This window comes from Rhodomicrobium sp. R_RK_3, assembly GCF_002198715.1.
Classification (GTDB): domain Bacteria; phylum Pseudomonadota; class Alphaproteobacteria; order Rhizobiales; family Rhodomicrobiaceae; genus R-RK-3.
The window spans coordinates 165,522-181,141 of record NZ_MWLK01000006.1; the positions used below are offsets into that span (position 1 = coordinate 165,522).

The 15,620-nt window shown below is 67.1% G+C and carries 17 protein-coding genes; 6 read left to right on the forward strand and 11 right to left on the reverse strand.

Annotated features, from left to right (window positions below; translation table 11 throughout):
• Positions 1–402: 402 nt before the first annotated feature.
• The 4 genes from BLEFHOIH_RS02800 (at position 403) to BLEFHOIH_RS02815 (ending at position 2,847) form a co-directional block, all read left to right on the forward strand.
• Entirely contained in the window at positions 403–927 is a 525-nt protein-coding gene (locus BLEFHOIH_RS02800; protein WP_088342977.1) for a sigma-70 family RNA polymerase sigma factor, read from the forward strand.
• On the forward strand, positions 914–1,621 hold the full coding sequence (locus BLEFHOIH_RS02805) for an anti-sigma factor (RefSeq protein ID WP_088342978.1): 708 nt from the start codon (positions 914–916) through the stop codon (positions 1,619–1,621). Before BLEFHOIH_RS02800 ends, BLEFHOIH_RS02805 begins: the two co-directional genes overlap by 14 nt.
• A gap of 299 nt (positions 1,622–1,920) precedes the next feature.
• Positions 1,921–2,499, forward strand: a complete 579-nt coding sequence (locus BLEFHOIH_RS02810) for a fasciclin domain-containing protein (RefSeq protein WP_088342979.1) — start codon at positions 1,921–1,923, stop codon at positions 2,497–2,499.
• A 57-nt stretch (positions 2,500–2,556) separates the two neighbouring features.
• Positions 2,557–2,847, forward strand: a complete 291-nt coding sequence (locus BLEFHOIH_RS02815; protein ID WP_088342980.1) for a hypothetical protein — start codon at positions 2,557–2,559, stop codon at positions 2,845–2,847.
• A 43-nt stretch (positions 2,848–2,890) separates the two neighbouring features.
• Here BLEFHOIH_RS02815 and BLEFHOIH_RS02820 read toward each other — a convergent pair whose 3' ends face one another.
• The 8 genes from BLEFHOIH_RS02820 to BLEFHOIH_RS02855 are packed head-to-tail and all read right to left on the reverse strand — an operon-like array spanning position 2,891 to position 9,906.
• Positions 2,891–4,285 (reverse strand): MSMEG_0569 family flavin-dependent oxidoreductase, encoded by a 1,395-nt coding sequence (locus BLEFHOIH_RS02820; protein WP_088342981.1) that lies wholly within the window; start codon positions 4,283–4,285, stop codon positions 2,891–2,893.
• On the reverse strand, positions 4,282–4,593 hold the full coding sequence (locus BLEFHOIH_RS02825) for an MSMEG_0570 family nitrogen starvation response protein (protein ID WP_088342982.1): 312 nt from the start codon (positions 4,591–4,593) through the stop codon (positions 4,282–4,284). Before BLEFHOIH_RS02825 ends, BLEFHOIH_RS02820 begins: the two co-directional genes overlap by 4 nt.
• Complete coding sequence (locus tag BLEFHOIH_RS02830; RefSeq protein WP_088342983.1) at positions 4,586–5,752, reverse strand: MSMEG_0565 family glycosyltransferase; 1,167 nt, start codon at positions 5,750–5,752, stop codon at positions 4,586–4,588. The genes BLEFHOIH_RS02825 and BLEFHOIH_RS02830 overlap by 8 nt, the downstream gene beginning before the upstream one ends.
• On the reverse strand, positions 5,749–6,726 hold the full coding sequence (locus tag BLEFHOIH_RS02835) for a sll0787 family AIR synthase-like protein (protein WP_088342984.1): 978 nt from the start codon (positions 6,724–6,726) through the stop codon (positions 5,749–5,751). The genes BLEFHOIH_RS02830 and BLEFHOIH_RS02835 overlap by 4 nt, the downstream gene beginning before the upstream one ends.
• Positions 6,723–7,268, reverse strand: a complete 546-nt coding sequence (locus tag BLEFHOIH_RS02840) for an MSMEG_0567/Sll0786 family nitrogen starvation N-acetyltransferase (RefSeq protein ID WP_170936961.1) — start codon at positions 7,266–7,268, stop codon at positions 6,723–6,725. The genes BLEFHOIH_RS02835 and BLEFHOIH_RS02840 overlap by 4 nt, the downstream gene beginning before the upstream one ends.
• Positions 7,265–8,407 (reverse strand): MSMEG_0568 family radical SAM protein, encoded by a 1,143-nt coding sequence (locus tag BLEFHOIH_RS02845; protein ID WP_088342985.1) that lies wholly within the window; start codon positions 8,405–8,407, stop codon positions 7,265–7,267. Before BLEFHOIH_RS02845 ends, BLEFHOIH_RS02840 begins: the two co-directional genes overlap by 4 nt.
• Entirely contained in the window at positions 8,310–9,386 is a 1,077-nt protein-coding gene (locus BLEFHOIH_RS02850; RefSeq protein WP_088342986.1) for a Nit6803 family nitrilase, read from the reverse strand. Before BLEFHOIH_RS02850 ends, BLEFHOIH_RS02845 begins: the two co-directional genes overlap by 98 nt.
• Positions 9,387–9,423: 37 nt before the next feature.
• Entirely contained in the window at positions 9,424–9,906 is a 483-nt protein-coding gene (locus BLEFHOIH_RS02855) for an MSMEG_0572/Sll0783 family nitrogen starvation response protein (RefSeq protein WP_088342987.1), read from the reverse strand.
• 360 nt (positions 9,907–10,266) lie between these two features.
• On the opposite strand from BLEFHOIH_RS02855, the gene BLEFHOIH_RS02860 reads away from it, so the two are divergent.
• Positions 10,267–11,652, forward strand: a complete 1,386-nt coding sequence (locus BLEFHOIH_RS02860; RefSeq protein WP_088343136.1) for a PLP-dependent aminotransferase family protein — start codon at positions 10,267–10,269, stop codon at positions 11,650–11,652.
• A 236-nt stretch (positions 11,653–11,888) separates the two neighbouring features.
• On the opposite strand, the gene BLEFHOIH_RS02865 is transcribed toward BLEFHOIH_RS02860, so the two are convergent.
• The 3 genes from BLEFHOIH_RS02865 to BLEFHOIH_RS02875 all read right to left on the reverse strand — a co-directional run bounded on the left by BLEFHOIH_RS02865 (position 11,889) and on the right by BLEFHOIH_RS02875 (position 14,368).
• Positions 11,889–12,794, reverse strand: a complete 906-nt coding sequence (locus BLEFHOIH_RS02865) for a LysR substrate-binding domain-containing protein (protein WP_088342988.1) — start codon at positions 12,792–12,794, stop codon at positions 11,889–11,891.
• 114 nt (positions 12,795–12,908) lie between these two features.
• Positions 12,909–13,412 (reverse strand): sterol desaturase family protein, encoded by a 504-nt coding sequence (locus BLEFHOIH_RS02870; protein WP_088342989.1) that lies wholly within the window; start codon positions 13,410–13,412, stop codon positions 12,909–12,911.
• 38 nt (positions 13,413–13,450) lie between these two features.
• Entirely contained in the window at positions 13,451–14,368 is a 918-nt protein-coding gene (locus BLEFHOIH_RS02875; RefSeq protein WP_088342990.1) for a polyprenyl synthetase family protein, read from the reverse strand.
• A gap of 224 nt (positions 14,369–14,592) precedes the next feature.
• Between BLEFHOIH_RS02875 and fni the strand changes: the two genes are divergently transcribed.
• Positions 14,593–15,612, forward strand: a complete 1,020-nt coding sequence (gene fni / locus BLEFHOIH_RS02880; protein WP_088342991.1) for a type 2 isopentenyl-diphosphate Delta-isomerase — start codon at positions 14,593–14,595, stop codon at positions 15,610–15,612.
• Positions 15,613–15,620: the final 8 nt, after the last annotated feature.

Genomic DNA, 15,620 nt, shown 5'->3' on the forward strand with positions numbered 1-15,620 from the left:
AAACATCAATACCATAGGACGCATGATACACTCCTAGCGCCAAAGCACAGAACACTATCACATGCCACCTATACTCCTCGATCGACCTGTCTGGCGCAAAAAATACTGTTTGTCTAAGCAATCAGTGAAAGTAAATTGCGGAAAAACCGTTGATAAAGATGGAAAGTTATTGGAGAATTCGTCCAAAAGGCGTGTTGTTGGATTTTCGATTTATTGATTATTGATCTCAATCGAATCGGGATGAAGGCGGGAGCCAGGTTGCGCCGGTTGTGCCCGGCACGGCGAAAGCGCTCCGCATACGGCCTTCCCTGTCCGATAAAATCCCGGTAAAACGCGGGCGGACGCGGCCTGGAGGGGAGTTTGGTGGCACCGCCAACGGGGACAACGGATCTCGTCGTGCTGATGCGGCGCGTCGCGGCGGAGGATCGCGAAGCATTTCAAATGCTTTTCCGCGCCACTTCAGCGAAACTCTACGGCATCGTCTTCCGTATCTTACGCAGGAAGGATCTCGCCGACGAGATCGTGCAGGAGGCGTATTTGCGAATCTGGCGCCGCGCGGAGTCGTTCGATCCGGGCTCCGGCTCGCCGATCACCTGGATGGCGGTAATCGCGCGCAATCTGGCGCTGGACGAGGTGCGCCGCGCCCAGCCCGTCTCGATCGAGGAGCGGCCGGAGCTGATGGATGTGCCGGACGAATTCGTCCACCCGCTCGATGCGCGCGAGAAGAGCGAGACCTGGGCGCGGCTGATGGCCTGCCTCGACGGCATCGAACCGGACCGGCGCGAAATGGTGCTGCTGGCCTATCATCACGGCATGTCGCGGGAAGAGCTCGCGGCGAAATTCGGTGCGCCGGTAGCGACGATCAAGACCTGGCTGCGGCGCAGCCTCATGCAACTCAGGGCGTGTCTCGGCGATGAACGAGCTTGACGATATCGACGCCCTCGCCGGCGAATATGTGCTCGGCACGCTGGATGCGGCCGAACGCGCCGCCATCGCCGCCCGCCGCCGGCGCGAGCCCGCGCTCGACCGCGCCATCCTGCGCTGGGAGAGCCAGTTCGCCCCGCTCCTCGACGCGGGTGAGCCGATAGCGCCGCCCGCCGACCTGTTCGCGCGCATCGAGACGCGGCTCGGCCTGCCCGAGCGTGAGCGCCCCGGCAATGTCGTCGAGTTGCGCCGCAAGCTGAGCCTGTGGCGGTCGGTTGCGGCGGCGAGCACGGCGCTGGCGGCCTCGCTGGCATTCTTCATCGCTTGGCAGGGGATCCACGCGCCCGCGCCGGAGACCCGCCTCGTCGCCGTGCTGCAGAAGGATTCCGCCTCGCCCGCCTTCCTCGTCACCGTCGACCTGCCGACGCGGACGCTGACGGTCAAGCCGCTGACCAGCCCGGCCGCGCCCGACAAGAGCTACGAACTCTGGCTCATCAATGCCAAGCTCGGCGATCCCCGGTCGCTCGGCGTGATCTCGGCCCCGCTCACCGTCAGCCAGCGCCTGCACGGCTACGACCCGGCCACCATCGAAGCCTCCGCCGTCGCCATCAGCCTCGAGCCGAAAGGCGGCTCGCCGACCGGCAAGGTGACGGGCCCGGTGCTCTATAGCGGCCCGCTGATCAGCGCGCCGTTCTGACGGCCGATCTCCGCGGCCAAAGGCTCTCTCGTTGGAGACCTTTTACAAAACTCGGCAAATCACCCCGTCGCCCCGGCCGTCAGAGCCGGGGCCTACTCGCATCTCCTCTTGCCGCAGTGCTCGCGGTGCCGGGGTTGGGTCCCGGCTCGGCCTGACGGCCGTCCGGGACGACGGGAGGGGAGGTTCAGGGCCACCGCCCCGCTCACCACTCCGTGATCCCCGCATCTGAAACCCTGCCGTCCCGCCTCCGTAACTTCGCCAGCTCCGAACATGGAGCCCAAGCAAATCGGAGAAGTGAGATGTTGAAATCTGCAAAGACCCTCGTCGCCATCGCGGCCATCGGCGCGGCGGCTTTCGGCGCGGCGACCAGCCTATCGGCGGCCCAGCCTGAGACCACGGTGATGGTCGGCGGCGCGCCGATGTTCCCCTCGAAGACCATCGTCGACAACGCCGTCAACTCCAAGGACCACACCACCCTCGTCGCCGCCGTCAAGGCCGCCGGCCTTGTCGACACGCTGAAGGGCCCCGGACCGTTCACGGTGTTCGCGCCGGTGAACGCCGCCTTCGACAAGCTCCCCGCCGGCACGGTGCCGACGCTGCTGAAGCCCGAGAACAAGAAGACGCTCGCGGGCGTGCTCACCTATCACGTCGTCTCCGGCCGCTTTACCGCCGACGAGCTGATGGCCAAGGCCGGCGCAATGGGCGGCAGCTTCACGCTGAAGACCGTGCAGGGCGGGACCCTGACCATCGAGAAGACCTCGGACACGCAGCTTTCCGTCATCGATGCGAAGGGCGGCAAGGCCAGCATCACGATCTCGAATGTGCTGCAGTCGAACGGCGTCATCCACGTCATCGACGGCGTGCTGCTGCCGAGCTGAGCCCCGGCGGCCGCGACCTCAACCCTGCGTTACAATCCAATTGATGGAGTAAAGCCCATGAAGACGACCTTCATCGCATTCGGCTTTGCGGTCATGGCCGCGATTGCCGGCAGCTCGGCCGCCAGCGCGGACGGCGCGCGCCCCGTCACCTATTACGGCGACGGCTACAGCTCCCATTATAATTATGGCCACTCCGATTACGGTTCGGACCGGCATTATTGGAAGCCCTCGCATTACCGCTGGCACAAGCACCGCTACTGGCATCGCCATTGGCACAAGGACCATTGGCGCTATCAGCGCTACTGCTACGACCACTCCTATAGCTGGCGTTGCCATCGCCATTGGTGATTGTTCAGGACATGGCATGAGCGGCCCCTCTCCGGGGCCGCTTCTATGAAAAGCTGTGGCTGGCGAAGGGATGATACGCCACCTCGCCCTCGATGGCGGGGACATGGTAATAGCCGGGGAGCACGGCCGCTTTCTGGCGCTCGGCGATGGCCCGCACGATGAAATCCGCATCGCGCCCGACGCCGATGAAACGGCCCGATCCCCAGCTATGCAGCCAGGGCAGCCCGACCACATAGACGCCGTCGATGGCGGTGACGCCGCGCTGATGGATCGGATAGCCGCTTCCGTCGAACATCGGCAGACGCACCCAGCCGTAATCCGAGCGGAAGCCTGTGCTCCACACGACGCTGGTGATGCCCGCCGCGACCGGATCGAGTTGCAGATGCGCCTTGTCCGGGATCGCCGGGGAAAAGGCGCGCTGCCACAGCCTGCGCGGCGGGGCCTCCGCCGCCGGATTCGCCGGATCGCCAGGCCGCCAGACCGGCTCGTAGCGGCCGCCGGGCGGCGCGGAAATGCCCGCCTCGTCAATATGCTTGTCGATCAGCGCGCAAATGCCGTTATAGACCGCGTCGGCGGCGTCGAGATTTTTTTCCAGATCGTCCTCGAAGCCGATGACACCCTCGCTGATCCGCCGCAGGCGTCCATAGAGCCGCATGCCTTCGCCGGCGAATTTGCGCAGGTCGATGTCGCGGCCGCCTCCACGTCCGGTCAGATAGTGGTTGGCCTTCTTGCGCACGCCTTCCTTCAGCGGATGCTGATGCACGGGCAGGTCGTACTGGCCGAGATCGGCGAGCCAGTCGACAGCGTCGCGGCCGCGATAGAAGCGCGGACAGCGCGGCGCGCTGCCGACCACCAGATGCACCCGCTGCCCGCTCAGATGCAGATCCTCCGCGATCTGGCAGCCCGACTGCCCTGAGCCGACCACCAGCACCTCGCCGTCAGGTAGCTGCGCCGGATTGCGATATTGCGAGGAGTGGAGCTGCGCGATGCCCGCCGGCAGCGCCTCGGCGCCGCGCGGAATATTCGGCCGGTGATAGCCGCCGACCGCAAGCACCACCGCGTCCGCCGTGATCGCGCCGCCGCTGGTTTGCAGGCGGAACGCCGCGCCGTCGCGCTCGAGCCGCTCGACGCCGATGCCTTCCGCGACCGGCAGATCGCAGCTTCGCGCATAGTCCTCGACATAGGCGACGATGTCGTCCTTGGGCATGAAGCCGTGCGGTTCGCCGCCGCGATAGGGATGGCCCGGCAATTGGCACTGCCAGTTCGGCGTGACGAGGCAGAAGCTGTCCCAGCGCTCATTGCGCCAGGAATGGGCGATGCGATGGCGCTCCAGGACGATATGGGCGATGTCGCGCGCCTTCAGATGGTAGCTCGTCGCCAGCCCCGCCTGACCGCCGCCGACGATGACGACCGGGTAATGCGGCGCGAGTGCCGTCATGACCGGCCCCCCGGCAATACGGCAGCGGCCTCCTCCAGCCGCTCGACCGTCACCACCGAGTCGGGCGCGAAGCGCGCGGCCTGCTCCTCGATGCGCGAGAGCTGGCTCAGGGCCCGGCCGCAGGGGAAGCCGTATTGGGCCTTGACGCGATTGCTCGCCAGCAGCAGCGCCTCGCGGGTGCGCATGAGGAATTTCGGCAGCGGGTAGGCCGCGCCCTCGGCCAGGAAATCGCGCACCACAAGCGAGGGCGAATAGCAGCGCTCGACGCTGCCATCGGGCCAGCGGATGGAGAAATGCATCTCAGGCATGGACGGGCTCCGCGAGTTCGGCATAGACGGCGAGATGGCGCTCGGCGACCGTCGTCCAGTCGTGCCGCGCCGCCAGTTCATGGCCGCGCGCGATCCATGTGCGGCGGGCGGCGGGCGCCAGCGAGGCGACCATCGCCTCGGCGATCGAGGCCGGCTCCTGCGGATCGCACCACGCGACATCGCCCTCGCCGAGATATTCGGTGAAGGGCGCGATGCGCGAGGTGACAACAGGCACGCCGCTCGCCATGGCTTCCAGCACGACGAGGCCAAAACCCTCCTTGACCGATGGAAAGACCAGCGTGTCGGCACTGCGGTAGAGGGCGGCCATCAAATGCTGCGGCAGGGGTCCGGTGAGCTGCACGGCGTCCGACGGCAGTCCGCTCTGGGCGAGCGCGGCGTCGAACTGGCAGCGCCAGGCGGTATGATCCAGGACGGATGCGCCGCCCGCGATGACGAATTGCGCATCCGGAAAAGTGAGGCGGACGCGGCAAAAGGCGTCGAACAGCCGAAGCGTGTTCTTGCGCTCCTCGACGCCGCCGATCGATAGGAACACCGGCCGCCCGGTCAATTTCAAGGTCCGCCGCAGAATGGCGTCGGTGCCGTCGGGGACGGGCGAGAATTCCCGGCGCCTGACGCCATTGCCAACGATGGGCGCCGCCAGCCCGAAATCGCGCGCGAGCACGTCCTGCCAGGTGCGGCTGACGACGAAATGACGGTCGGCCGAGGTGATGGCGCGCAATTGCATGGCGTGCAGGCGCGGATCGTGGAAGCTGTCGATGTGATGCACGGTGCGGGCAAAGCCGGGGATCAGCCCGCGCTCCTTCAGCGTGGCCAGCGCATTGCCGGAAATGCCGTCCTGGGCGTGCCAGACGTCGAAGCCTCGATTGGCGGCGTTCTCGAAATAGCTGACATATTCGCCGGCGCGGATCTCGACCATTTCGGCGACATCGCTGCCGATGGGCGAGGCCGGCACCGAAACGGTGCGGCAATCGGAGGGCCGGAAGAAGCCGCGCCCGCTCGGATCGGGGGCGTGCAGCACGGCGATATGGCCGAGTTCGGTCAGCGCATCGGCGAGGGCGAGGGCGTGGACGACGCCGCCGCGCGGATTGGTGGAATGGGCGAGAATGGCGATGCGAAGTCGTGGCGTCGTGGCGGTCATGACAGCTCCCTTACTGTACAGCCGATAAACGGCGTCCTGGCATGATCCCAGACGGTTTCGCGCTGGGCTCGCTCGGAAATCGTGATGGCGCTGCCGGCCGTGATCGCGCCGATCTCGGCTGCGGCGATGCCGCGCGCCTCGAAGCGGGCCACGATCGCGGCGGCCTCCGCCGGCGATGCGGCGATCAGATAGCCGAAGCTCGGAAAGGTTTCCAGCCAGCGCTCCAGCGGGACCTCGGCGGGCCGGGGGATCGCGGCGAGGTCGATGGCCGCGCCGACGCCGGAGCATTCGGCCAGCATCAGCGCGGTGCCGATCAGCCCGCCCTGGCTAATGTCCTTGGCGACGCGCGAGAGGCCCGCCTCCGCGATCTCGGGCAGCAAAGCGAGGTCGGCGCGCAGGCGTTCGGCCGGCGCCGTGGTCGCGGCCTCCCAATTGGAGAAGGGCTCGCGATAGCGGCCGCGCAGATCGATGGCGGCGATCAGCCGGTCGCCGGGCCTGGCGTCGAAGCTGGTCAGCAGCTTTTTCGCGCGGCCCAGGACGGCGACCGACAACTGGCTCGACGCGCAGCGCAAATTGGTATGGCCGCCGACCAGCGGCACGCCGAACGCCGCCGACGCCGCACGCAAACCGGCCAGGATCGGCTCGCCCTTGGCATCGCCATCGGCCCAGAGCGCATCGACGACGGCGAGCGGCCGTCCGCCCATGGCGGCGACGTCGGAGAGATTGACCATCACCCCGCACCAGCCCGCGAACCAGGGATCGGCGGCGACGAACGCGTTGATGAAACCCTCGATGGCGAACAGCAGGAAACCGTCGCCATCCGGGATCGCCGCGCAATCGTCGCCGACCGCGACCGCCGCGCCGCCCGCCAGCCCGAGCCGCGCCATTGCGCCGGCAATGTCGCGCTTGGCGGCGAAGCCCCGGCTGTCGCGCAGGCGCTCGGCGAGTTCGGCGAGGCGGCGGCTTTCGATCATGCGGCGAGCCTCTTCGGCAGCGAGAGGAAGCCGGTTTCGGCATCGGCGATCGGCGGATAGTGGCTGAGATCGGCCCGCATGTGATGATGCGGGCGGCCATGGATCTCGATCTCGGCCAGCGTCTCCCAATGCAGCTTGTGAAACAGCGGCGCGTTCTGGCTCTGGACATGGGCGAGGAAGCATTTGCAGCCGCGCGCGTGGGCCGACGACACCGCCAGCCGGATCAGCCCCGCGCCGATCTGCCCGACCTTGCGGTAGCGCTCGGCGACGGCGAGGCGCGAGCCCCACCACAGCCCCGGCTCGGCCTCATGGATGCGCACCGTGCCGACCACTTCATCGGAGTCAAGGCCGAGGAAGGAGAGCGCCACCAGCGGGATGGCGATGCGGTCGATCTCGTCGCGGTCGTCGTCCTCGAACAGGCCCTGCTCGTCGCAGAAGACGCGGCGGCGCAGCGCGGCGGCATCGCGGAATTCCCAAGGCTCGGTCGCGTATTTGACGCGGTAGGCGCTGGCGATGAAGGGCAGGAAGGGGTCGAAGATCACAGCGTCGCCCTCCGCTCATAGGTCGACAGCGCCGAGCAGGCGCCGCACTTGGCGCAGCCGGCCTTGACGTCGGCCGCCCGCAAGCCGCCCGCGTGCAGCATCTCGGCGAGCGGCTTCAGAATGTCGTGCATGAAGCCGGGCGCGGGCGCCGGGTGGCTCTCCATCGGCGTGCCGGAAATCGGCACGAACGGCACGACGAAGGGATAGACGCCGAGCGCGATCAGCCTGGCGCTGATGTCGAGGATGGCTTCCCTGGTATCGCCGAGGCCGGCGAGGATATAGGTCGAGACCTGGCCGCGGCCGAAGACCGGCACGGCGGCGGCGAAGGCTTCGAAATAGCGCGCGAGCGGCACTTGCGCCTTGCCGGGCATGATGCGCGCCCGCAGCTCCGGCGTGACGACCTCCAGATGCATTCCGAGCGCGTCGACGCCCGCCGCCTTCATGCGCTCGAACCAGATGTCGTCGCCGGGCGGCTCGCATTGCGCCTGGATCGGCAGCGCGACGGCAGCTTTCACGGCGGCGGCGCTTTCGGCCAGCATCGCCGCGCCGCGATCCTCGCCGCGCGGCGTGCCCGTGGTCATCACCATATGCGAGACCCCGTCCAGTTCGGCGGCGGCCTTGGCGACTTCGGCCAGTTGCGCTGGGGTCTTGCGCTCGATGGTGCGGCCCGCCGCGAGCGACTGGCCAATGGAGCAGAACTGGCAGGTCTTGGTGCGGCTCTGATAGCGGATGCAGCTTTGCAGCACGGTGGTCGCCAGCACGTCACGGCCATGCAGGACGGCGATCTTCCAATAGGGGATGCCGTCGGCGGTGGTCAGGTCGTAGAAGCGCGGGCGGCTCGGGAACAGCACCTCGCTGACCGGCACGCCGTCGCGCAGCAGGCGGCCGCGCCCGGCGGCGTCCGGCTTCTCGACGGTGAACGGGCTCTCGAAAGCGGGGGCGGTGTGCACCGGCACCATGACCGTCATGCCGTCGAGCGTCATCGCCTTGTGGTCGGACGGGCCCGCCCCGCCGCGCCGGCTTTCGGCGCCGGCTTTCGGGTCAGCCAGCCGCGCTCCCAGCGATTGCAACTCGTTGATGAGGGTCTCCGTCCGAACCGGCTTCTCCAGCGTCTCTGACTTCTGCGGGGACGGGCTCATCGGCATTACTCCCAAGGCTGGCGGCAAACAAAGGCGCGGCAGTGGCGGCGGCGGCGCGCATGGGCACGGCGGCGGCGCTGTCGAGGACGAGATGCAGCAATTCGGGCCGCGCATAATGGCCGACCGAATCCATCATGCGCTTGCGCTTCAGGATGAGACCCATGTCGAGATCGGCGATCACCAAGCCCTCGCCGTCCTTGAGCGGCGGCGCCAGATGCACGCCTTCCGGCGAGATGATCGCGGTCATGCAGCCGCCGCGCAGCGGCCCGCGCAAACTTTCATCCGGGGCGATGGCGGCGATCTGGGCTTCGCTCAGCCAGCCGGTCGCATTGACCACGAAGCAGCCCGATTCCAGCGCGTGATGCCGGATCGTCACCTCGATCTGGTCGGCGAAGATCGGCCCGACCAGCGAGCCGGGAAATTGCGCGACGTGGATCTCCTCGTGCTGCGCCATCAGCGCGTAGCGGGCGAGCGGATTGTAATGCTCCCAGCAGGCCAGCGCGCCGACGCGCCCGGCGGCGGTCTCGACGACGGTCAGGCCGGAGCCGTCGCCCTGCCCCCAGATCATGCGCTCGTGGAAGGTCGGCGTGATCTTGCGGCGCTTCAGCACGATCGCGCCATCGGCGTCGAAGACGAGCTGGGTGTTGTAGAGCGTGCCATGATCGCGCTCGTTCACCCCGAGCACGACCACCATGGCGTGCGCCTTCGCCGCCGCGGCGACCGCATCCGTGACGGGACCCGGCACCACGACGGCATTGTCATAAAGGCGCAGATGCTCCGCGCCGGTCTTGAAAGGCGGGTAGATGAAGGAGAAATAGGGATACCAGGGCACGAAGGTTTCTGGGAAAACCGCCAGCCGGACGCCCTTGGCGCCGGCCTCGGCGATCGCCGCCAGCACCTTGTCCACCGTGCCGCCGGGCCTCTCCAGCTCCGGCGAAAGCTGCACGGCGGCAACCCGGATCATTCGTTTCTCGGCCATCCCGGTCTCCCTTCGATCCGCCTTGGTCAGATCGCGCTCAGACGGTCCAGGTATGGACCATGAAGGCATTGTCCTTGCGGTGCAGCAGGATGATGTCGAGCACGTCGAGCGGGTGGATCGGCCGGATGCCGGGGATCAGCGCGCCTTCGCCATGGCCGTAAAGCGCCTGCAGGGCGAAGCGGCAGGCATAGACCTTGCCGCCCTCGGACATGAACTTGACCAGCGTGTTGTTGAAATTCTGCTGGCCCGGAAAGGCCTCGTCGCCGAGCTTGGGGAAGCCGCGCTGGATGCCCAGCGTCACGCCGGGACCGTAGAGCAGTACCGATGTCTCGAAGCCTTTGCGCTGGAGGCGGGTCGCTTGCAGCAGGTTGACGAAGCCGATCGAGCCTTCGAAGGCGACCGTGTGGAAGGTGACGAGCGCCTTCTCGCCGGGTTCCGCCTTGACGTCCTCAAACACCTTCTCTTCGTAATCGACGAGGTAATCACCTTTTTGGTGCGGGGCAAAAGCGACTGCGGGCATAAGCCTCTCCTGTCGTGAGCGTAACCGCTTCGCTCAGGCACTGCGCCCGGAAGCGTTGCCGTTTACGGATTGCAAACTCCATGCCAATTGATCGCGTGCTCACTCCGTTGGCACATGCGGTCAATTTGCATACAATTATGCAGTCAATAGGCGGAATTGGCATTCCCGCTTCCGCCTTGCCGCCGCGCTCGCCTGCCTCGGAAACAGCCCTTTGCATTTTTTCCCGGCAGTGCAGAAGGCTCTGGACTATGCTTGGCGCGGCCCGATATTTGCATCGCAACGGGCTGAAAGCGCCGCAGGGCCGCAGGGCACGCGGTGGTGCAGATCGCCTATAGTCGATAAGGGGTTTTGAGCGCGCCGATGCCTGATTGGCTTCCAGACCTGACCGGCAACGACAAGCCCCGCTATCTCGCCATCGCGGACGCTATCGCCAGGGACATCAAGAGCGGCCGCCTCGCCCCGCTCGACCGGCTGCCGCCGCAGCGCCAGCTCGCGCGCCGTCTGCGCGTGGATTTCACCACCGTCGCGCGCGGCTATGTCGAGGCGCAAAAGCGCGGATTGATCGAATCGCGCGTCGGCCGGGGCACCTTCGTCCGCCAGGCGCAGCGAAAGGTGCGGACGGCGGCGGCGGCGCGGCGGCCGGAGCTGGTCGATTTCTCGATGAACCTGCCGCCGGAGCCGGACGATCCCTTGCTGCTGGCGCGGATGGAATTGGGCCTGGAGGCGGTCGGCCAGGATCTGGTCGCGCTGATGCGCTATCAGGGCTTTGGCGGATCGGACGCGGCCAAGGACGGCGCGCTGAAATGGCTCGCCCAGCGCGCGCTGACCCCGGCGGCCGACCGGCTGTTCATCACCCCTGGCGCCCATCCGGCGCTGCTCGGCATTTTCACAACGCTCGCCCGCAGCCGCGACCTGATCCTATCGGAGGCGATCACCTATCCCGGTGCGCGGGCACTGGCGGCGCAGCTCGGGCTGGAGCTGCGCGGCCTGCCGATGGACGAGGCGGGGATCGACCCGGACGCCTTCGCCAAGGTCTGCGCCGAGCGGACGCCAAAGGCACTCTATCTCAACCCGACCCTGCAAAATCCGACCACCCTGACCATCCCGCCCGAGCGCCGCGCCGAGATCGTCGCCGTCGCCCGGCGCTATGGCGTGCCGATCGTCGAGGACGATGCCTATGGCTTCATCCCCGTAGATGGCCCCGCGCCGTTCACGGCCCTCGCGCCCGAACTCACATGGCATGTGGCGGGACTCGCCAAATGCCTTGGTGCAGGCTTGCGGCTCGCTTATGTCATCACGCCGGACGCCCGCTCCGGCTGGCCCTTCGCGGCGGCCTTGCGCGGCGCGGTGGTGATGGCCTCGCCGCTCACCGAAGCGCTCGCCACGCGCTGGATCGAGGACGGCACGGCGGATGCCCTGCTGCGCTTCATCCGCAAGGAGACCATGGCGCGGCAGGCGCTCGCCGCCGAAATGCTGCCCGCCGGCAGCTATCGCGCCGACCCGCTGAGCTTCCATCTCTGGGTACCGCTCAGCCCGCCCTGGACCCGCTCGTCCTTTGTCGGCCATATGCGGGCGAGCCGGATCGGCGTCGTCGCCAGCGACGCCTTCACGGTCGACGGCACGCCCATCGAGGCCGTGCGCGTCTGCCTGGGCGGCCCGACCGAGCGCAGCGGCGTGCGCAGCGCGCTGGAGTTCATGGCCCACGCGCTGACGGAGTCGCCCGCATTCACGTCGAGCTTTCTGTAAAGAGCGGGATCGCTTGGGCCACCGTTCGCCCCTCCCGTCGTCCCGGACACCGCGAAGCGGTGAGCCGGGACCCAATGGCTGATCCGCGATCGCTGCGGCAAGAGGATATGCGAGTGGGCCCCGGCTCTTCGGCCGGGGCGACGGATGAGAGGTTTCCGGAATACTCAGAGGGCCCGCGGGGCGAGCGGGACATTGCAGCGAGCCGTTGCGTCAGCCCTTCCATCATTGCCGACCACCTACAGCGCCGCCTGTGTCACCCGCTCCTTCAGCCGGGGCGCGGCGAAATCGAGGAAGGCGCGCAACTTCAGCGGCAATAGGCCTTGCCCGGCATGGACGAGGCTGATCGGCCAGGGTGCGGGCTCGAAGGCTTCGAGGGCGGTCGCGAGCCGGCCCGCCCGCACCGCGTCGGCAATCTGGTAGGACAGCACCCGCGTCACCCCGACGCCGCCGATGGCCGCGTCGATGGCGGCTTCCGCCGTGTTGACGACCAGCCGCGAATGCAGCGGCACCAGCATCTCGGCATTGCCGTTGCCGAAACGCCAGGCCTCGGGCGCGGTCAGGCCCTGAAAGGCGATGCAGTCATGCGTGCGCAGCTCGTCAGGGCTGGCCGGCAGCCCCCGCGCCGCCCAATAGGACGGACTGGCGCAGATCACGCGGCGGATCTCGCCGATGCGGATGGCGACGAGGCTGCTGTCGGGCAGGCGGCCGATGCGGATGGCGAGGTCGATATGGTCGTCGAGGATATTGACGAGGCGGTCGGCGAGCACCAGCCGGATGTCGATCTCGGGGAAGCTTTTCAGAAATTCCGAGATCACCGGCAGCACATGCAGGCGACCGAACACCACCGGGGCGGTGACGACCAGATTGCCCTTGGGCGCGCTATATTCGCCCATCGCCGCGCGCTCGGCCTCGCCCAGATCCTCCAGAATGCGCTTGCAGGCGGCGACATAGGCGAGCCCGGCGTCGGTCAGCGTGAGCTGGCGGCTGGTCCGGTTCAGGAGCCGGGTCTTCAGATGCGCTTCCAGGTCGGAGATCTTGCGGCTGACCGTCGTCAGTGGCATGCGCAGCTTGCGCCCCGCTGCCGACAGGCTGCCGGCTTCCACCACGCTGAGCAGGATCGACATGGAGTCGAAACGATCCATCGGACCTTCCACTTTTCGGTAGGCACGTCCAACAGACTGCCATCTACCGCGAATAAATGGAAGGCGTCGGGCGGAAAACGCATGGTGAAAGGCCAAGATGCGGGCCATCGGGCCTTAATGGACCGTGCGGTCCTCCGCGACGATGTCCTTGGCGGCTTGGCTCTTCAGCTTGGCGGCCAGCTTTTCCGGCGGCGGCGAATAGAGGAAGCCGAAGGAGACCGAGCCCTCCTTGCCGGGGACGGCATGATGCAGCCGGTGTGCCTGATAGATGCGGCGCAGATAGCCGTTGCGCGGCACGAAACCATGCTCGACGCGGCGATGCACCAGCACGTCATGCACCAGGAAATAGACGGCGCCATAGGCCGCCATGCCCAGGCCCGCCCAGAAATACGGGCTGTAATAGAAGGTGCCCGCGATAATCAGCGCGAGCGAAATGCCGGTGAAGAAGAAGCCGAACAAATCGTTCAGCTCGAACCAGCTCTTGCGTGGGCGGTGATGCGATTCATGCAGGTTCCACAGGCTGCCATGCATGACATATTTATGCGTCGCCCAGGCAACGCCTTCCATGCCGAGAAACACGCCCAGGAAAACCGTCAGGCTGATCAACCATTCGGGCATCGCTTACCCCTTATCCGAACCGCATCGCCCGGCCAAATTCAGCCGAGCCCCCGCACCGATTTCAGCTTATTCTCCAGCCCCGCGATCAAGCCCATGGCGAAATGTCTCAGCGCGGTCTCATCGCCGCCGCTGCAGGAGATCAGCGAGGAGGCGTCCTCGATATAGTTCTGCGCCTCGCGCCGCGCCGCATCCAGCCCAATGGTCAGCACCAGCGAGGGCCGGCCGTGATCCTGCGACACATCCTTGCCCGCGCTCTCTCGATTGTCGGTCGCATCGATGAGGTCGTCCAGGATCTGGAAGGCGAGGCCGAGTTTCAGGCCGAAATCACGCAGCAGCCCGACATGGGCCTCATCCGCCCCCGCCGCGACCGCACCCATTTCGCCCGCCGCCGAGAACAGGGCGGCCGTCTTCCTTGCATGGACCAGCGCAACATCCTCGCGGGTCGCCTCGGCGGGCGCCCATTTCAAATCCTGCTCCTGGCCCGCGACCAGCCCCTCCGAGCCGACCGACCGGCTCAGAATCTCCGCCAGGCGGACCTTGGCGCCGGCATCCAGCGTTTCATCCTCGGCGATGATGCCGAAGGCGCGGTTGAGCAGCCCGATGGCGGCCAGAATCGCCGTCGCCTCGCCATAGACGCCGTGATTGGCGGGCCGGCCGCGCCGCAGCGAGGCGTTGTCCATGGCCGGCAGATCGTCGAGGATCAGCGAGGCGGCGTGAACCATCTCCAAGGCGCAGGCCGAGCTCAGCGCCTTTTCCTCGTCGCCTCCCAGATGCATCGCCGCGAACAGCGTCAGCAGCGCGCGCACGCGCTTGCCCGGAGCAAGCAGCGTATGGCGCATGGAGCGGTGGAGGTCGGCAGGGCGCTGCTCGGGCGGCGGGATGAGCGCGTCGAGTTTGATCTCGACCGCATCGCGCAGCTCCCGCATCGACTGTGTCAGGTTCTCATTGCTCAGCATGGAGCAAGCTCATATACCCTCATTGCGTCCCGTATTATCGCGTGATTATCGCGGAAATTCTTGTCGAACGGGCGGCGGTGGTGACAAATATTTTACCGATGCAGCGCGGCATGAGGATGACGAATGGCTGCCTCCATGCGTCGTCTTAACTCAACGCCATTTGACCTTTCGCCGTTTTAGCTTTACGCCCCCTTGTCCACGGCACGCAATGGAAAAGGAATTTTATGTCCGACATGCTCCGGCGCAAGGACGAACATTTGAACGTCGTCCTGACGCAGAATGTCCGCACGGCCGGAACCACGGGCTTCGAGGCCGTGCAGTTCGAGCATGTCGCCCTGCCGGAAATGCATCTCGACGATGTCGATCTCTCGGCCGCTTTTTTGGGCCGCCGGATGCAGGCGCCGCTGCTGATCAGCTCGATGACGGGCGGTCCGGCCAAGGCCGCCGCCATCAATGAAACGCTGGCGCGCGCCGCCGGCCAGCTCGGCATCGCCTTCGCGGTCGGCTCGCAGCGCGTAGCGATCGAGGATGGCGGCTCGTTCGGCTTCGGGCGCGAATTGCGCGGCTTCGTCGGGGAGATGCCGCTTCTGTCGAATCTGGGCGCGGCTCAGCTCGCCCAGCCCGGCGGTGCCGAGATGGCGCGCCGCGTCGTCGAGATGATCGGCGCCGACGCCCTCATCATTCATCTCAATCCGCTGCAGGAAGCCGTACAGCATGGCGGCGACCGCGACTGGTCGGGCCTGCTCGGCCGCATCGAGGCGCTGGTCAAGACCCTGCCGGTGCCGGTCATTGTCAAGGAAGTCGGCTCGGGCATTTCCGGGCCGCTGGCAAAACGGCTCTGGGACGCCGGCGTGCGCATCATCGACGTCGCGGGCGCGGGCGGCACGAGTTGGGCCGCCGTCGAGGCGGGGCGCGCGCCCAATGCCCGGCTGCGCGCCGTCGCCGAGACCTTCCGCGACTGGGGCATTCCGACCGCCCGCGCCGTCGCCGATGTGCGGGCGGCCTGCCCCGACGCGGTGGTGATCGCGTCCGGCGGCATCCGCAGCGGGCTCGACGCAGCCAAGGCCATCCGGCTGGGCGCCGATCTGGTCGGGCAGGCGGCGGGCGTGCTGTCGGCCGCGTTGCAAGGCGTCGACGCCGTCACCGCGCATTTCGAGGACCGCATCGCCGAGCTGCGCATCGCCTGTTTCTGCACCGGCAGCCCGACATTGAACGACCTGCGGCAGGCGCCGCTCATCCCTTGAGGTTCCCC